The sequence below is a fragment of the Bordetella genomosp. 9 genome, from assembly GCF_002119725.1.
Classification (GTDB): Bacteria; Pseudomonadota; Gammaproteobacteria; order Burkholderiales; family Burkholderiaceae_B; genus Bordetella_C.
The window spans coordinates 3,619,924-3,635,046 of the sequence record NZ_CP021109.1; the positions used below are offsets into that span (position 1 = coordinate 3,619,924).

Sequence of the window (15,123 nt, forward strand, 5' to 3'; positions counted from 1 at the left end):
CTCCCCCGGCTCGCGGCCTACCACTGTCCCGAGCCGTTGTGCACTGCACAATTCCCATTTTAGGTGCGTCCGACCCAATGTCAAGCACTTTTGGTGCAACGCAACAAAGTCACACAACTCTCCGGTGCGTATTGGGAAACGGTGCGCGGGAATGCCGAGCGGTTCTTCGCCTTCGCAGCCGGTTGGGGGCATGCCACCTCTCCGAAGCTGGCAGCACGATAGAGCCGCCGTCCGGCCGAAGCAACATGGGGAAACATCTAAGGTGACGTGTCACCGGTTGTTGCCTAGACTGCGGTTCGAACAGGCCCGGCAGCCTGTGCGCAGAATTCTCATAACGCATTCGCATAACCAGGAGACACCATGCCTTTCCGATCCCCCAGGCTGGCCGCCGTATTGGCGGCCGTGACCCTGTCCGCGGCAGGCGCCGCACATGCCGAATATCCGGACCACGTCATCAACATGGTGGTACCGTTCGCCGCCGGGGGACCGACCGACAACGTTGCCCGCTCGCTGGCGGAAGCCATGCGACCGGCGCTCGGCCAGTCCGTCATCGTGGAGAACAAGGGTGGCGCCGGCGGCACGATCGGCACCACGTTCGCCGCCCGCGCGGCTCCCGATGGCTATACCGTGCTGCTGATGCACGTCGGCTTCTCCACCGCTCCATCCCTGTACAAAGACCCGGGCTATGACCCGTTCACCAGCTTCGAGCCGGTAGGCCTGGTGGTGGACGTCCCCATGACGGTCCTGGCGCGCGAAAACTTCCCGCCGAACAACATCAAGGAACTGGCCGACTACGTCAAAAAGAACAAGGACAAGATCACGCTGGCCAACGCCGGCATCGGCGCGGCGAGCCACCTGTGCGGCACCATGCTGAACGAAGCATTTGGCGTCGACCTGCTGACGGTGCCCTACAAGGGCACGGCGCCGGCCATGAATGACCTGCTCGGCAAGCAGGTTGACATGCTTTGCGACCAGACCACCAACACCACCCAGCAGATCAACGCCAAGAAAGTGAAGGCGTACGCGGTGACCAGCCTCAAGCGCGTGGACACACTGAAGGATCTGCCAACCATGGACGAATCCGGCTACAAGGGCTTCGAGGTCGGCATCTGGCACGGCATGTGGGTCCCGAAGGGCACGCCCAAGCCCGTCGTCGACAAACTGGTCGCGGCCCTGCAAGCCGGCGTGAAGGATCCCAAGTTCCAGGAACGCATGCAGGCGCTGGGCGCCACGGTGCTGGTCAATGAAGCCAACCCGCAGGCGCTGGAGGCCAAGGTCAAGCAGCAGGTGCCCCAGTGGGCGGCGCTGTTCAAGAAAGCGGGCGTCGAAAAACAATAACGCCTGTCACGTGCCGCGTTCGCGCGGCCGTGCCGATTCCGGCACGCCGGAATCCCGTCGAAGCCCGGCATGCCGGGCTTTTTTTTCAGGCCGCGGCCTGGGCGCCGTCCGGCCCGTGCGCGGGCCCGAACGACGGCTCGGGCGGCGCCTCGTAGCCGAGGGATGCCGATATGCGCGCCGCCGTTTCCTTCAGACGCGCGATCCATTCGTCCTGCATGCGCTCGGCGGGCGCCGAAATCGACAGGCCGGCCACGAGCTTCCCGCTATCGTCGCGGATCCCCGCGGCGATGCAGCGCACGCCGACTTCCAGTTCCTCGTTGTCGCGCGCATAACCGTGGGCGCGCACCATCGCCAGTTCACGTTCCAGCATGTCCAGCCGGGTCAGGCTGTTTCCGGTATGGCCCGCCAGGCCGGTGCGCAGCGCGTAGGCGCGCACTTCGCGGGGTTCCGCCATCGACAGAAACAGCTTGCCGGTGGACGTCAGGTGCAAGGGCGCGCGGCCGCCGATGGCGCGCACCACCTGCATGCCGGATCGTTCGCTCCAGGCCCGGTCGACGTATACGATCTCATCGCCCTGCTGCACCGATAGATTGACGGTCTGGCCGGTCAACTCGTGCAGCTCGTGCATGGGGCCGGCGGCCGCATCCCGTACGTTCAGGCGGCCCTTCACCAGGGAACCAAGCTCCAGCAGGCGCATCCCCAGCTGATAGACGCCATTGTCCACGCGCTCGACGTAGCGGCCGACCACCAGGTCGTTCAGGATGCGATGGGCAGTCGACGCATGCAGGCCCGTGGTCGCCGCCAGCTGTTTCAGCGTCACCGGTTCGGGCTGCGCCGCCAGCGCATCGAGCAACCGCATGGCGCGTTCGATCACTTGAATGGCGATCGTGGCATGCCCGTCGCCTGGCGCCTGGGCGCCATGCGTCGGTGTGGGAGAGAAGCGGGTCATAGGCGAAGCGGGTGTCTCGGACGCGCCGGTCGATGCGCGGATGCGGCGCTGCAATAAATCGTTATTTCCCGTATTGTGAAATACGCAGCCGCGTTTGGCAACCTGGGCGCCGCTCAGGCCGGCGGGGTCAGCCGACCGCCCAGCCGCACGACTTCGTCACGAAGATACGCCATGGCTTCGGCCGCAGCCGCCGGCTCGCCCTTGACGCCCAGATCGATATGCGGCGACTTGCCATCCTCTCCTACGCTGGGCAGGCTGAAGGCCTTCACCCCGGGCCATCGGGCCTGCAGCGCGTCCATCACGGGCGCGATGCGGGACTCTGGAAGGCCATAGACCAGGAAAGCATGTTCCGCGTGCGCGGTCCGGTGGTGCAGATCGCGGTAACGGGTATCCAGCGTCCATTCCAGCATCGGCCACGCCATGACCGGGAAACCCGGAACAAAAGTATGGTCGCGGATGAAAAAACCAGGGATGCGGTTGTAGGGGTTGGGCACGATCTCACACCCCTCGGGAAAGCGCCCCATTTCAAGCCTGCGCTGGTTTTCCGGCGTGCTCATGTCGGTCGTGCCCTGGCCCTTCGCCGCCATCTCGGCGCAGCGCAACGTGATCTCGCGTTCCGCTTCGGGATGCAGCGCCAGCGGCAAGTCCAGCGCGGCGGCGGCCGCCTGACGTGTATGGTCGTCAGGGGTTGCCCCGATGCCGCCACAGGAAAAGACGATGTCGCCGCTGGCGAAACTGCGCCGGAATGCCGCCGTCAGGGTATCGCGATCATCCGGCAGGATCTGCGTCCAGGCCAATCGCAGCCCGCGCGCGCCCAGGAGTTCGATGACCTTGGAGAAATGCTTGTCCTGCCGTCTGCCGGACAGGATTTCGTCGCCGACGATGATCAGGCCGATGCGCGGCGTCGCGGGATCCAGAGCCATGTGGCGTCCTCTGAGCAGTGGTGAGCGGAGTCCAAGGGTGGTCAACGAGGCGTCATCTCGATGACTTTTTCCTGCCGCAACCGCTGCAGGGCGTCCAGTCCGTAATGCGCGAAAAGCAGCGCCGAGAACACGGGCAGGAAGACCCAGGCTGGCGGCAACAGGTTGATCAGGGAGCACAGCAACCCCAATACCCAGAAACCCACGTTGTGCCGGCGCAGCAGGATGCGCCGCTCGGCGGGGCTGGCGTGCTCGACGATGGCGTCCACCCGCATCATTCGCGAGAAGGCGAAGGCCCACCAGAAAATCGACAGCAGCACCGCCATGGGGGGCACAAGCCACAACGGCAGCGTCAGCAGCCACCCGAGTGCGAATACCACGCTCACCCACCCGGCGTTCCAGATGCTGACCGCGGTGCCGAACTTGCCCTGCTTGCCGACGTCCGCGTACTCGCGCTGGCTGACATGGCGCAACACCAGGGGCATGACGAATACGGCGGCGATGGCCAGGCCCAGAATGCCGGACACCGGCAACAGGATGGCGGCCGCCGCCACGGGGACCAGATAAACCTTGAGGGAAAACAGCCCGACGGCGACCAGCCACTGATCGACATCGTTGACGACGCTCCAGGTGGAAGCCTCGTCGCGCAGCCAGTCGGTCAGCGGCGTCCAGCAAAACCACAGCAGCAGGATGGCGCCGACCAGCGCAATGAGAAACGGCAGCAGCACCGCGAAAAGCATCGCGGGGTGGCATTGCGATACGGCGGCGCGTTTGAAGGCCTGCCAGATGCCGGCCGTGCCGGCCGAGGCCGGCGCGAAGGGCGGCGTGGAATAGGAGGTTGGGGGCATGGAGGAAGTCCGATAGCGCATCGCAGGTATGATAGTTAAAACCTCTTGCCGCCGCTCATATGTCCGCTTTCGAACCTGGAACCGACGCCCACGCCTTGCGCAATTCGCTGGATCGTCCCGATATCGATCTGGTGGCGTGCTTCTGCGCCGCCTGGTGCGATACCTGTCGGGAATACCGGCCCAAATTCGATGCGCTGGCGGCGCAGACGCCCGCCACAGTGTTTGCCTGGATCGACATCGAGGACCACCCGGAGCTGCTGGGCGAGGAAGACGTCGAGAACTTTCCGACGATACTGGTGCAGCGCGGTGGACGCACGGTGTTCTACGGCCCCATGCTGCCGCACATCGGTCATCTCGAGCGGCTGCTTGCCACCCTGGATGCCGGCAGCCCGGCGGTCGCCACACGGCTGCCCGATGTGCGCGGGCTGCTGGCGGCGTGAGCCGCGCCGCCGCGGTCAGGGCTTGCGATTGCCGCCCAGAAGCACTGCCACCTTGCGTTTGGGAGCGCCGGCGCGTTCGGCCGCGGCCTGTTCTTCGGCAGGCGGCTGCGGTGCGGGGTTGCTGGGCACGTAGGGCTTGAAGAAGAAGTCGTCCACCGGGGCCTGCCGCGAGGCCGGCTCGCCGTAGCGCCGTTCGCTCGGCCCCCGGCCGCGCGCTTCACGACGGTCGCGCCCGCCACGGGCCTCGTCGCCATGGCCGCGACTGCGCGCAACCAGCTCGGGCGGTACGTCCAGGCGGCCGCGAGGCACGGGCCGCTTGATCAGCTTTTCGATGTCCAGGAGCAGGCGTTCCTCTGACGGCGTATACAGCGCAATGGCTTCGCCCGAGGCGCCCGCGCGGCCGGTCCGGCCAATGCGGTGCACGTAGTCTTCGGCGTTATAGGGCAGGTCGTAGTTGATCACGCAAGGCACGCCGGCAACATCGAGCCCGCGGGCCGCGACATCCGTGGCCACCAGCACTTCCAGCTGTCCAGCCTTGAAGGCCTCCAGCGCTTTCATGCGGTCGGCCTGGCTTTTGTCGCCGTGGATGGACTCCGCCTTGATGCCGTCGCGCTCGAGCTGGCGCGCCAGCCGCGCCGTGCCGATCTTCGTATTGGAAAACACGATGACCTGGTTCAGGTTGCGCGACTTCACCAGATGGACCACGGCGGCGCGCTTGCCTTCGCTGCTCATTTCGTAGGCGATCTGCGTGACCGTATCGGCCGTGGCGTTGCGCGCCGCGACCTCGATTTCGACGGGATGCTGCAGATAGGAACGGGCCAGCTTGCGGATTTCATTGCTGAACGTCGCCGAAAAAAGCAGGTTCTGGCGTTGCGTCGGCAGCAGCCGGATGATGCGTTCCAGGTCGGGCAGGAAGCCCATGTCCAGCATGCGGTCCGCTTCATCCAGAACCAGGATGCCGACCTGGCTCAAGTTGACGTTCTTCTGCTCGACGTGATCGAGCAGGCGGCCGGGCGTGGCGACCAGCACTTCGCAGCCGTTGCGCAGGCTTTCCTTCTGTGGTCCGATATCCACGCCGCCGAACACCACGGCCGAACGCAAGGGCGTGCGCTTGCTGTAGCGCTTGACGCTTTCGGCGACCTGATCGGCCAACTCGCGCGTGGGCGTCAGAATGAGCGCGCGCACCGGATGCCGCGCCGGCGACGCGCTGGTGTTGGCCAACGGCATCAGGCGATGCAGGATGGGGAGCGTGAAGGCGGCCGTCTTGCCGGTGCCGGTCTGTGCCGCGCCCATGACGTCTCGCCCCGCCACGACGACGGGAATCGCCTGGGCCTGGATGGGCGTTGGAGTCGTGTACCCCGTTTCGGCAATGGAAGCCAGTAGCAGAGGGTGCAGGCCGAAGTCGGAAAACGCGAGAGCGGGCGCATCCGTGGACGACGCTGCGGAAGAATTGGATTCAGTCATTGGTTAGGCAGATACCGGCCCCGTACAAGCACGGAAACAGTAAGAATTGGGCCCGGTTTGCTGTGGATAAGTCGATTTTAGCGCAGCCGGGCGCCGGCATCAGGGTACGAGCCGCTCGATAGGGGGACGGGTCAGGGGGCAAGCCAGCGCAAGCCCCACAGCACCAGCATCCCGCTGACAATGACGGCCACCGCGCTGCGCGTGCGCAGAAACACCAGCGTGGCCGCAACGCCGGCCAGCAGCTTCATGTCGAGCAGCGGCCCTTCCCCGGGACGCCAGGGCAGCATGTCGGGAACGATGATGGCCGTCAGCGCCGCCGCCGGCGCGTAACGCAGGGCGCGCCGAACGCCGTCCGAAAGCGGCAGGTAGTCGCCGAACAATTGATAGCCGGCGCGCGTGATGACGCTGCAAAGCGTCAGCAGCGCAATGGCGGAATAGACATACGCGTCTTCGGCCGCAATATCCAGACTCATGCCTTGCCCCGCCAACGGCGTTCCGCCAGCATGCCCGCCACCACGCCGGCGATGACGGCAGCGGCCAGGCCCAAGCGCAGCGGCAGCAACTGGCCTATCCAGGCTGTCAACCCTGCCGCGACGATGGCCGCCAGCATGGGCCGCGTCGTCGCCAGCGGTACGGTAATGGCGAGCAGCGCCAGGACGGCGGCAAAATCCAGCGACCAGGCCGTGGGCACCAGCGCGCCCAGATAAATTCCGGCGATGGAGGAGCCCTGCCAGACGAACCAGGCGGGGGTGATGGCGCCGATGAAGAACCAGATCTGTTCACGTGTGCCCTTGACCGGCGCGTCGCCGTATTTGGGGATGAACAGAACGAAGCCCATATCCGTGGTGAAGTAGCCCAGCGCAAGCCTGCGCGGCCACGGCAGATGGCGGAAATACGGATGCAGTGCGGCGCCGAAGATCAGGAACCGCAGATTGACGATGAAGCCGGCCGCGAAGATGAGCCAAAGCGGCGCCCCCGCGGCGATCAGGGGCAGCGAGGTCAGTTGCGCCGAACCGGCGTACAGGGCCAGGCTCATCGCGGTGGCCATCGATTCCGTCAGTCCGGACTTCACCATCGCCACGCCCGTCACCAGTCCCCACGTGCCGGTCGCGATGAAGGTTGGCGCGACCGCACGCACGCCGTCGCGCGCGGCCTTTCGCCGCTCTTGCCAAACCTGGAGATTATCGAGATCGGAGACTGCCGGTTCGGAGGACAAGTTGGGCCTGGCGCGGTAATGGGAAGCGGGCGCGGAAAACGGGCACGGGCCGCGGGCGCGCGGCGGCCGTCTTTGGCGGCGGCTCGTTGCCGCGCCCCATATTGGGGCATATTGTAGCCGCCCCCTTGATACAATAGCGCGCACTCATAGGAGAACGCACATGTCGATGGCCGACCGCGACGGATTCATCTGGTATGACGGCAAACTGGTCCCCTGGCGCGAGGCTACCACCCACGTCCTGACCCATTCGCTGCACTACGGATTGTCCGTATTCGAAGGAGTGCGGGCCTACAAAACCGACAGCGGCACAGCGATCTTCCGGCTGAAGGAACACACCAAGCGGCTGTTCAACTCCGCTCACATCTACCAGATCCCCATGCCGTTCGACGCGGAGACGCTGGAAGCGGCGCAATGCGAAGTGGTGCGGGCCAACGGCCTGGAGTCCTGCTATTTGCGTCCGCTGGTGTTCTACGGCTCCGAAAAGATGGGCGTGTCGCCCAAGGGCGCGAAGGTCCACGTCGCCATCGCGGCCTGGCCCTGGGGCGCCTACCTGGGCGAAGAAGCGCTGGCCGAAGGCATCCGCGTCAAGGTCTCCTCCTATGCGCGTCAGCACGTCAACGTCACCATGCCGCGCGCCAAGGTCGCCACCACGTACGCCAATTCGATCATCGCCAACGCCGAGGCCCTGCAGGACGGCTACGATGAAGCCCTGTTGCTGGACACGGAAGGCTTCGTCGCGGAAGGCGCCGGCGAGAACATCTTCCTGGTCAAGGACGGCGTGCTCGTCGAACCTGAAATCGCATCGGCCTTGACCGGCATCACCCGTTCAACCATCCATGCCCTGGCCGCCGATCTCGGCATCCCGGTATTGACGCGCCGCCTGACCCGCGACGACGTCTACATCGCGGACGAAGCCTTTTTTACAGGCACCGCCGCCGAAGTCACGCCCATCCGGGAAGTCGACAACCGGCGCATCGGCGCAGGCCGCCGCGGCCCCGTCACGGAGCGCCTGCAGCAGGCCTTCTTCGACGTCGTGCACGGCCGAAACGCGAAGTACCAGGGCTGGCTGACCAAGGTTTGACGCCGCGCGGCCCCCGCATCGCCATGCCGCAGGCATTCCCCGCTCACGTTACGCATCACCTGTTTCAGGAAACACCATGACCGCAGCAGCCACCGCCCCCGCCCATGAAGTCATCGAGGTCGGCGCCGAAGATCTGCCCGTGTACTGCCCCAACCCCAAAGCGCCCCTATGGAGCATGCATCCGCGTGTCTTTCTGGACGTCGCGCATACCGGCAGCACGCGCTGTCCGTATTGCGGAGCCGAATACCGCTTGAAGCCCGGTACCGTTCTCACCAGCCACGGTCACTGAACGCGGGGCCGCCAGTGCGGCCCCTTCCCTTCGATTTCCGCCCGTCCACGCCGCCATGTTCGCCACGCCGCAAGAAACCGAAGACGCCTTCTACGAGGCCCTCGAGCACGCCGATCTGGCGCGCCTGATGCAAGTCTGGGCAGACGACGAGGAAATCGTATGCATCCACCCGGGCGGCCTGCGCATCGTCGGCCACGAGGCAGTGGAACAGTCGTGGCGAGCCATCCTGGCTGCCGGACCGCTGCATATCCGCCCCATGAGGCCCATGGCCATTCACCATATGGGCACCGCCGTGCACGTGCTGGTGGAACAGGTTGGCCCCGCGCGAGGGGCGGGAGACGGCATCGTCAGCTGCTACGCTACCAACATCTATCACAAAGGGCCGTCGGGCTGGCGCATGGTCATGCATCATGCGTCCGCGGCGCCGGCGGAAGCCGGCCTGCTGGATCTGAACGACGTGCCGGACATGTTGCACTAGGTGCGCTTTGGCCTCCGCACGCCTGGATACCTCGCCCTGCCCCGTGCCACGCTGGCTACCCGACGGGCATAGCCAGACGATCTACGCCGCCACGCTGGCGCAGTACCACCGCATCGCCTTCGTTCGCGAGCGCGTGGACACGCCCGATGGCGACTTCATCGATATCGACTGGACCGGTCCGGGGCTATTCCCGCACAAGTCGCCCGACGGCAAGCCGGCCGTCCCGCCACCGGTCGCCACCGCCACGACGGCGGCCGCACGCTGGATCATCGACGCGGATTGGGCATCCTTGCCGCAACTGCCCGGCACGCCGGCCATGATTCTTTTCCATGGCTTGGAAGGCGGCAGCCTGAGCCGGTACGCGCAATCGATTTCGCACTACTTCCGCGCCCGCGGATGGATCGTGGCGATCGCGCATTTTCGCGGCTGCTCCGGCACGCCGAACCGGCTCGCGCGCGCGTACTATTCCGGCGACTCCGAAGAGGTCGGGTTCATGCTCGACACGGTGCGCAAGCGCGTTCCGCACGCGCGCTGGCATGCCGTCGGCGTATCGCTGGGGGGCAACGCCCTGCTGAAGTACGTCGGCGAACAAGGCCAGAACGTGGACTGGCTGGGCGGCTGCGCCGGCATTTCGGTTCCGCTGGACCTGGTCGCGGGCGGCAACAGCCTGTGCCGCGGCTTCATCAACCGGCGCATCTACAGCGCCTATTTCCTGCGCACGATGAAGCACAAGGTTCTGGAAAAGGCGCGGCGCTTTCCAGGGGCCATCGATGTCATGCGCATCGCCCACGCGCGCGACCTGCGGGATTTCGACGACGCCTATACCGCGCCGATGCACGGCTTTCGCAACGCGCTGGATTATTGGACGCGGGCGTCGAGCAAGCCATGGCTGGCGCACATCGCAGTGCCCACCCTCGTGCTGAACGCCCGCAACGATCCTTTCTTCCCGGAACCCGCCCTGCCCGGCCCGGCCGATTGTTCGCCGCACGTGGTGCTGCATCAGCCTGCCAACGGCGGTCACGCCGGCTTCCCGACAGGCCCCTTCCCCGCACACCTGGGCTGGCTACCGCAACGCCTGGGCCGCTTTTTCGAAACCGGAGGGTAGGTGAGCCCACCCCCGAAGCGCTGCGCGCTTCCCCCTCAAGGGGGCGACGCCAGCGGACCGGCGGAGCCGGATCCGCGGCGTCCCGGGTCTGGGGGCACCCGTGTTCATGGGTAAGGCCGGGGGAGTCCACCCCCGAAGCGCTGCGCGCTTCCCCCTCGAGGGGGCGACGCCAGCGGACCGGCGGAGCCGGATCCGCGGCGTCCCGGGTCTGGGGGCACCCGTTTTCATGGGTAAGGTCGGGGGAGTCCACCCCCGAAGCGCTACGCCCTTCCCCCTTGAGGGGCGACGCCAGCGGACCGGCGGAGCCGGATCCGCGGCGTCGCCGGGCGGGAGAGAGCTGTGCGGATTGTGGCTTCGGAGTGCTTCGCGGCTGCTCTGGTGCGTGCTCGCTGGTGCTCAGCCCTTGAACTTCTGCAGGAGTTGGCGTTGTGCCTCGAGCTGGTCGCGGACTTCCTTGATCTGGACGTCGATCTGCGATGACACGTAGAAGTCGCGGGACATATCGCGGGCCTGGCGCAGTTGCGCTTCGGCTGCGGGCAAGGCGCCGATTGCGGTGAAATAGCGGGCCATGTCGCGGCGGGCCTGGACCAGATTGCCGGTTTTCTCCTCGCTCTGCGCCAGCAGCTGATAGAAGACCGGTTCGTCCTCCCCCCATTGCTTGATCCGCTCGCGCAGGAAAGCCTGGGCGTCGGCATCGCGGCCGAGCTGCTGCAAGGCCTGGACATAGCCGATGGCGATGGCGTAGCGGCCGGGCCAGGTCTTCCAGGCGGATTCGGCGAGCGCCAATGCGCGCGCCGGATCCTTCTGGGCAGTGGCCAAATCAATGGCAAGCTTGGCGAGCTCCGGCGAGGACCGTCCGTTCGCCATCGCCAGCTTCAGATTGCGGTCGGCCTCGGCGTAGTCTTCGCGTTGCAGGGCGCCCAACGCCAGACCGTAATAAGCGGCCGACTGCTGCACACCCGTAAGCGTGCGCGACTCGTCCTGAAACTGCTGCGTGGCCGTGCGCAGGCCCACGGTGTCCCTGCCCTGAATCACACGCATCTTGGCCCGCACGTACCAGTAGTCGTCGCTGTCCGCGTGCCGCACGGCGGGCATGGTGCGCGCGCGGTTTTCGATATCCGACATACGATCGATGGACAGCGGGTGCGTCGATGCCCAGGCCCCGCCGCCCATGCCCTCGTTCAGCCGCGAAGCGTTCATCAGCCGCTCGAACATGCGCGCCATGCCGCTCGGGTCGTAGCCGGCGCGCGTCAGCATCTGGAAACCCGCGCGGTCCGCCTCGCGCTCGGCGTCACGTGAGAAACCCAACTGCCGGTCGATGGCGGCCGCCTGGCCGAACGCGGCCACGCCCATGGCGAGATCGCCGCCACCGCCGGCCAGGGCGGCCAGCAGCGCGCCGGCCACGGACGCCAGCATGATCGCGCCGCTCTGGTTGTGCTGCGTCATGCCGCGCGCGATGTGCCGCTGCACGACGTGGCCGATTTCGTGCGCCAGCACGGCGGCCAGTTCGGATTCGCTTTGTGTGGCGACCACCAAGCCGCTGTTGACGCCGATGTACCCGCCCGGCATGGCAAAGGCGTTGATCTCGGGATCGCGGACCCCGAAGAGGTCGACGGTGGGCACGGCGCCAGGGGAAAAATTCGCGAGCTTGCGGCCCATCGACGTCAGGTACTGATCGATTTCCGGGTCGCTGATATAGGTGGGATCGCGGCGGCCTTGCGCCATGATCAGGTCACCCAGTTCGCGTTCCGTATAAGGCGACAACTGATCCGCGGACGCCGCGCCCATGGAGGGTAAGCCGACCGGCTGAGCCCGTATGGAGGATGGCGGCCCGGCGAATAATGAAGCACAAAGCAACAGCATGAGCGGCTTGCTTACGGCAGCCACCGGGCGCGAGGTGCGTGGTTTCATGCGAGTATCATACCCAGGCCAGAAATCATTCCCTTGCTATTCGATATTCATCATACCGAGGTTCCAATGCGACCCATAAGAAAAGCTGTATTCCCCGTTGCGGGCATGGGCACCCGCTTTCTGCCGGCGACGAAAGCCATGCCCAAGGAAATGCTGCCCGTCGTTGACAAGCCGCTGATCCAATACGCGGTGGAAGAAGCGGTGGCGGCAGGCATCACGGACCTGGTTTTTGTCACGGGCCGCAACAAGCGGGCGATCGAAGACCACTTCGATTCGGCGCCCGAGCTGGAATCGGATCTGGAAAAGAAGGGGAAGGTCGAGCTCCTGAATATGGTCCGCGGCATCCTGCCCGCCGGCGTCAACTGCATCTACATCCGGCAATCCGCGCCGTTGGGCCTCGGCCACGCCGTCCTGACCGCCGCCCCCGCGGTGGGCAACGAGCCCTTTGCGGTCGTCCTGGCCGATGACCTGATCGATGCCGATACGCCGGTGCTCAAGCAATTGGTGAACACTGCGATCAAGTATGACGGCAGCGTGCTGGGCGTGCAGGACGTGCCCCGTGCCGAGACCAAGAAATACGGTATCGTCGCCAGCCGCCAGGTGGACGAACGCACCGAACGCGTCACGCACATCGTTGAAAAACCGGAGCCGGCCGATGCGCCATCCACGCTCGCAGTGGTGGGACGCTACATCCTCGAGCCGGAAATCTTCGAACACCTGCGCGCGACCAAGATGGGCGCCGGAAACGAAATCCAGCTGACCGATGGCATCGCCGCGTTGATGCGGGAACGCGCCGTTTTCGCACATCGCTATGAAGGCGTGCGATACGACTGCGGCAACAAGGCCGGCATGTTCCAGGCGACCGTCGCGCTGGGACGCAAGTACCATGGATTGGAACCGGATCAAGCGTAAGTCGTGCTTGATATGAACAAGGGCCGCCTACATGGCGGCCCTTGTCGTTTACAGCCCCGTCTAGCGTGTAGGCCCGGGCGCGGCCACACCCACGCGGCCGCGCGCCCTGCGCCGCTTGCGCTGCGGTAACCGTCCCTTCCCCGACAGGCGCATCAGCGTCCCCAGCGCCACCAGCAGGCCGGCCAGCTCGACCAGGGCCGCCGGTATCCACATCGTCAGGCCTCCGATGCTCTGGTCCATCAGCGCCGGCATCGGCAAGGCACGGCCGCACAGTTCGAACAAGGGATAAAGGTCGCGCTGGGTCAGCGCGATGTAGGCGCCGGCCACCATCTGAGGCGCCATGGTGAAGATGGGCGACAAGACGCGGCCGCCGGGCGACATCGCCGCTGGCGGACTGGGCCGCCGATCCAGAATCAGATTCCAGTAAAGGAACCCCGTGATCACGACGGACCAGTTCATCAGCCGGTACAGGCGCCAATCCAGCATGGAGTAGAACTGCACGGTAGGCAGCAGCCACACCACCACGAGGAAAACGAACAGCGCGGGCACCAGGATCTTGTGCGTCAACAGGCCCTCGAGACACCGGCCGGGCCGCGTAGCAAGAAAACGCCGCAGCCGCGCCCGCCAGGACAACGGCAGCCCTGCCCGCATGACCGAACCTGGATACGCGGCCATCACAACCAGCGGCCCGAGATGGTGCAGCACCAGATGCTGGATGCGGTGGATGAAGAACATGCGTTCGGCGTAGTAGTCCAGGCGCGTATGCAGGGACAGATACAGCAGCGCCATACCGCTCCAGAAGAGCGCCTGCCGAGGCCACGATACGTGGTGGACCCGGGCGCCGCGCCCGAACAACGCGCCGCCGGCGACGAACAGGGCCACCAGCGTCGGCGAGAACTCCCACGGGATAAGCCAGTCGAGCAAGTTCACGAGCGCAGTCCACAACGGCAGGCTGCCGTCCGGCGGACGGCGATCCAGCCATTGTAGTCAGTCGCCGTCCGGACGTGCGGCACGCGGTCAGAACTGGTGAGTGATGCCTAGGGCCATTCGCGTGGTGTGCGAATTATCCGGGTCGAACTGGTTGTCCAGCGTGTAGTTGCGGGCATAGCCCACAAAGCTGTAAAGGCTGGTGCGCGGCGACAAGGGATAGATGTAGCCAAGCGTGGCGACCTGCGCCCGGCGGGCGCGCTTGCCGTCTTCCCACGACCACGATGGCGTGGCTGGGGACCATTGCGCGACCAGGCTGCCGGGCCCCATTGGGACCGTGGCGCCGACAAACCACGCGTCGGCCCGACCACCCTGTACGAAGGGCGTCGGACCCAGGCCCAGGCCCACGTCATTGGCATCTCCGCCATCCAGGCCGACGAAGCCGTCGCGCTGACGCGTCCATGCGACCGCCAGTTTCACCACCTCGAAATCGTAGGCCGCTCCCACCTGGAAAGCGCGCGGACGCGCGCCGTCGCCATTGGCCAGACGCATCTCGTCCCAGGTGGCCACGGCCAGCAAGGGGCCCTGCTCGTAACGCAGGCCGACGCTGTAGGCGCGGTTGTTGTCCGCCGTACGGAAACCCGAGGCGCTGTTGTCGTCGGCATTGAAGGAATAGCCCAGGCCCAGCTGGAAGCCGCCGACCTGCGGCGAGAGGTAATTGACGGTGTTGTCGAACTGGAAGTTGTCCGACGCCTTGAACGTGGCGCCCAGCCCCATGTCCTTCCAACCTGCCTGCTCGAGTTCGCTGCCGAACTGGCGGCCGATGGTGGACTGGCGTCCCAACCGCAGCTCCCCCAGCGTCGATTTCCCGACGCCCACCCACGCGTTGTAGTTGAACAGTCTGTTGTCGTCTTCGACCTTACCGTTGGCGACGTCAAAGCCGCTTTCCACCTGGAACGATGCATACCAGCCGTCGTTCAGGTTTTCCTTGCCGCGCAGCCCCCATAGCGAATCGGTCTGTCCACCGGTCAGCATGCCGTTGCGCGTGCCCTTGCCCGACGTATGTTCGCTCGCCACGCCAACGTCCATGACGCCGTACAAAGTAACGCCCGGCCCGCTATCGTCCGGGGCATCCGCGGCCTGGCCGCACAGGGGGTAAAAAAAAGCCGCCGAACTGGTCAGCACGGCGGAGAGAAGATATTGCTTCATTGCACGCGACCCTTAACACATTTGGCGCCGCGTGCA

General features: G+C 65.8%; 16 protein-coding genes. 7 read left to right on the top strand and 9 right to left on the bottom strand.

Features of this window, described 5'->3' with window-relative positions; genetic code table 11:
• Nucleotides 1–360: 360 nt before the first annotated feature.
• Nucleotides 361–1,338 (top strand): tripartite tricarboxylate transporter substrate-binding protein, encoded by a 978-nt coding sequence (locus tag CAL13_RS16650; protein WP_086072988.1) that lies wholly within the window; start codon nt 361–363, stop codon nt 1,336–1,338.
• Between the two features lie 85 nt (nt 1,339–1,423).
• On the opposite strand, the gene CAL13_RS16655 is transcribed toward CAL13_RS16650, so the two are convergent.
• The 3 genes from CAL13_RS16655 to CAL13_RS16665 form a co-directional block, all read right to left on the bottom strand.
• Nucleotides 1,424–2,287 carry an IclR family transcriptional regulator gene (locus tag CAL13_RS16655; protein ID WP_086058374.1) on the bottom strand — a complete coding sequence of 288 codons (864 nt, stop codon included), beginning with the start codon at nt 2,285–2,287 and terminating at the stop codon, nt 1,424–1,426.
• Between the two features lie 113 nt (nt 2,288–2,400).
• Nucleotides 2,401–3,210 carry a competence/damage-inducible protein A gene (locus CAL13_RS16660; protein ID WP_086072989.1) on the bottom strand — a complete coding sequence of 270 codons (810 nt, stop codon included), beginning with the start codon at nt 3,208–3,210 and terminating at the stop codon, nt 2,401–2,403.
• Between the two features lie 41 nt (nt 3,211–3,251).
• Nucleotides 3,252–4,055 carry an EI24 domain-containing protein gene (locus CAL13_RS16665; RefSeq protein WP_086073697.1) on the bottom strand — a complete coding sequence of 268 codons (804 nt, stop codon included), beginning with the start codon at nt 4,053–4,055 and terminating at the stop codon, nt 3,252–3,254.
• Between the two features lie 59 nt (nt 4,056–4,114).
• On the opposite strand from CAL13_RS16665, the gene CAL13_RS16670 reads away from it, so the two are divergent.
• Nucleotides 4,115–4,495, top strand: coding sequence for a thioredoxin family protein (locus CAL13_RS16670; RefSeq protein ID WP_086072990.1), 381 nt, complete (start codon nt 4,115–4,117; stop codon nt 4,493–4,495).
• A gap of 15 nt (nt 4,496–4,510) precedes the next feature.
• Here the strand turns inward: CAL13_RS16670 and CAL13_RS16675 are convergent, their stop codons facing one another.
• The 3 genes from CAL13_RS16675 to CAL13_RS16685 all read right to left on the bottom strand — a co-directional run bounded on the left by CAL13_RS16675 (nt 4,511) and on the right by CAL13_RS16685 (nt 7,175).
• Nucleotides 4,511–5,959 carry a DEAD/DEAH box helicase gene (locus CAL13_RS16675; RefSeq protein WP_086058377.1) on the bottom strand — a complete coding sequence of 483 codons (1,449 nt, stop codon included), beginning with the start codon at nt 5,957–5,959 and terminating at the stop codon, nt 4,511–4,513.
• 131 nt (nt 5,960–6,090) lie between these two features.
• Entirely contained in the window at nt 6,091–6,432 is a 342-nt protein-coding gene (locus CAL13_RS16680) for an AzlD domain-containing protein (RefSeq protein WP_086058378.1), read from the bottom strand.
• Complete coding sequence (locus CAL13_RS16685) at nt 6,429–7,175, bottom strand: AzlC family ABC transporter permease (protein WP_198297661.1); 747 nt, start codon at nt 7,173–7,175, stop codon at nt 6,429–6,431. Before CAL13_RS16685 ends, CAL13_RS16680 begins: the two co-directional genes overlap by 4 nt.
• A gap of 160 nt (nt 7,176–7,335) precedes the next feature.
• Here CAL13_RS16685 and CAL13_RS16690 point away from each other — a divergent pair, with 160 nt between their 5' ends.
• The 4 genes from CAL13_RS16690 to CAL13_RS16705 all read left to right on the top strand — a co-directional run bounded on the left by CAL13_RS16690 (nt 7,336) and on the right by CAL13_RS16705 (nt 10,128).
• Nucleotides 7,336–8,256 carry a branched-chain amino acid transaminase gene (locus tag CAL13_RS16690; protein ID WP_086058379.1) on the top strand — a complete coding sequence of 307 codons (921 nt, stop codon included), beginning with the start codon at nt 7,336–7,338 and terminating at the stop codon, nt 8,254–8,256.
• A gap of 76 nt (nt 8,257–8,332) precedes the next feature.
• Complete coding sequence (locus CAL13_RS16695; RefSeq protein WP_086058380.1) at nt 8,333–8,545, top strand: zinc-finger domain-containing protein; 213 nt, start codon at nt 8,333–8,335, stop codon at nt 8,543–8,545.
• A 55-nt stretch (nt 8,546–8,600) separates the two neighbouring features.
• Complete coding sequence (locus CAL13_RS16700; protein ID WP_086072991.1) at nt 8,601–9,023, top strand: YybH family protein; 423 nt, start codon at nt 8,601–8,603, stop codon at nt 9,021–9,023.
• Nucleotides 9,024–9,030: 7 nt separating this feature from the next.
• The gene (locus CAL13_RS16705; protein WP_086072992.1) at nt 9,031–10,128 is read left to right on the top strand and encodes a YheT family hydrolase; all 1,098 of its coding nucleotides are present in this window, start codon (nt 9,031–9,033) and stop codon (nt 10,126–10,128) included.
• A 396-nt stretch (nt 10,129–10,524) separates the two neighbouring features.
• On the opposite strand, the gene CAL13_RS16710 is transcribed toward CAL13_RS16705, so the two are convergent.
• Nucleotides 10,525–11,991 carry a M48 family metalloprotease gene (locus CAL13_RS16710; protein ID WP_232462633.1) on the bottom strand — a complete coding sequence of 489 codons (1,467 nt, stop codon included), beginning with the start codon at nt 11,989–11,991 and terminating at the stop codon, nt 10,525–10,527.
• 114 nt (nt 11,992–12,105) lie between these two features.
• Between CAL13_RS16710 and galU the strand changes: the two genes are divergently transcribed.
• Nucleotides 12,106–12,951 (top strand): UTP--glucose-1-phosphate uridylyltransferase GalU, encoded by an 846-nt coding sequence (gene galU / locus CAL13_RS16715; RefSeq protein WP_086058384.1) that lies wholly within the window; start codon nt 12,106–12,108, stop codon nt 12,949–12,951.
• A gap of 60 nt (nt 12,952–13,011) precedes the next feature.
• On the opposite strand, the gene CAL13_RS16720 is transcribed toward galU, so the two are convergent.
• Together CAL13_RS16720 and CAL13_RS16725 are read right to left on the bottom strand one after the other, a co-directional pair.
• A complete protein-coding gene (locus tag CAL13_RS16720) occupies nt 13,012–13,881 on the bottom strand; it encodes a cytochrome c oxidase assembly protein (RefSeq protein WP_086072993.1) in 870 nt (289 codons plus the stop codon).
• Nucleotides 13,882–13,968: 87 nt separating this feature from the next.
• A complete protein-coding gene (locus CAL13_RS16725; RefSeq protein WP_086072994.1) occupies nt 13,969–15,087 on the bottom strand; it encodes a porin in 1,119 nt (372 codons plus the stop codon).
• Between the last annotated feature and the right edge of the window lie 36 nt (nt 15,088–15,123).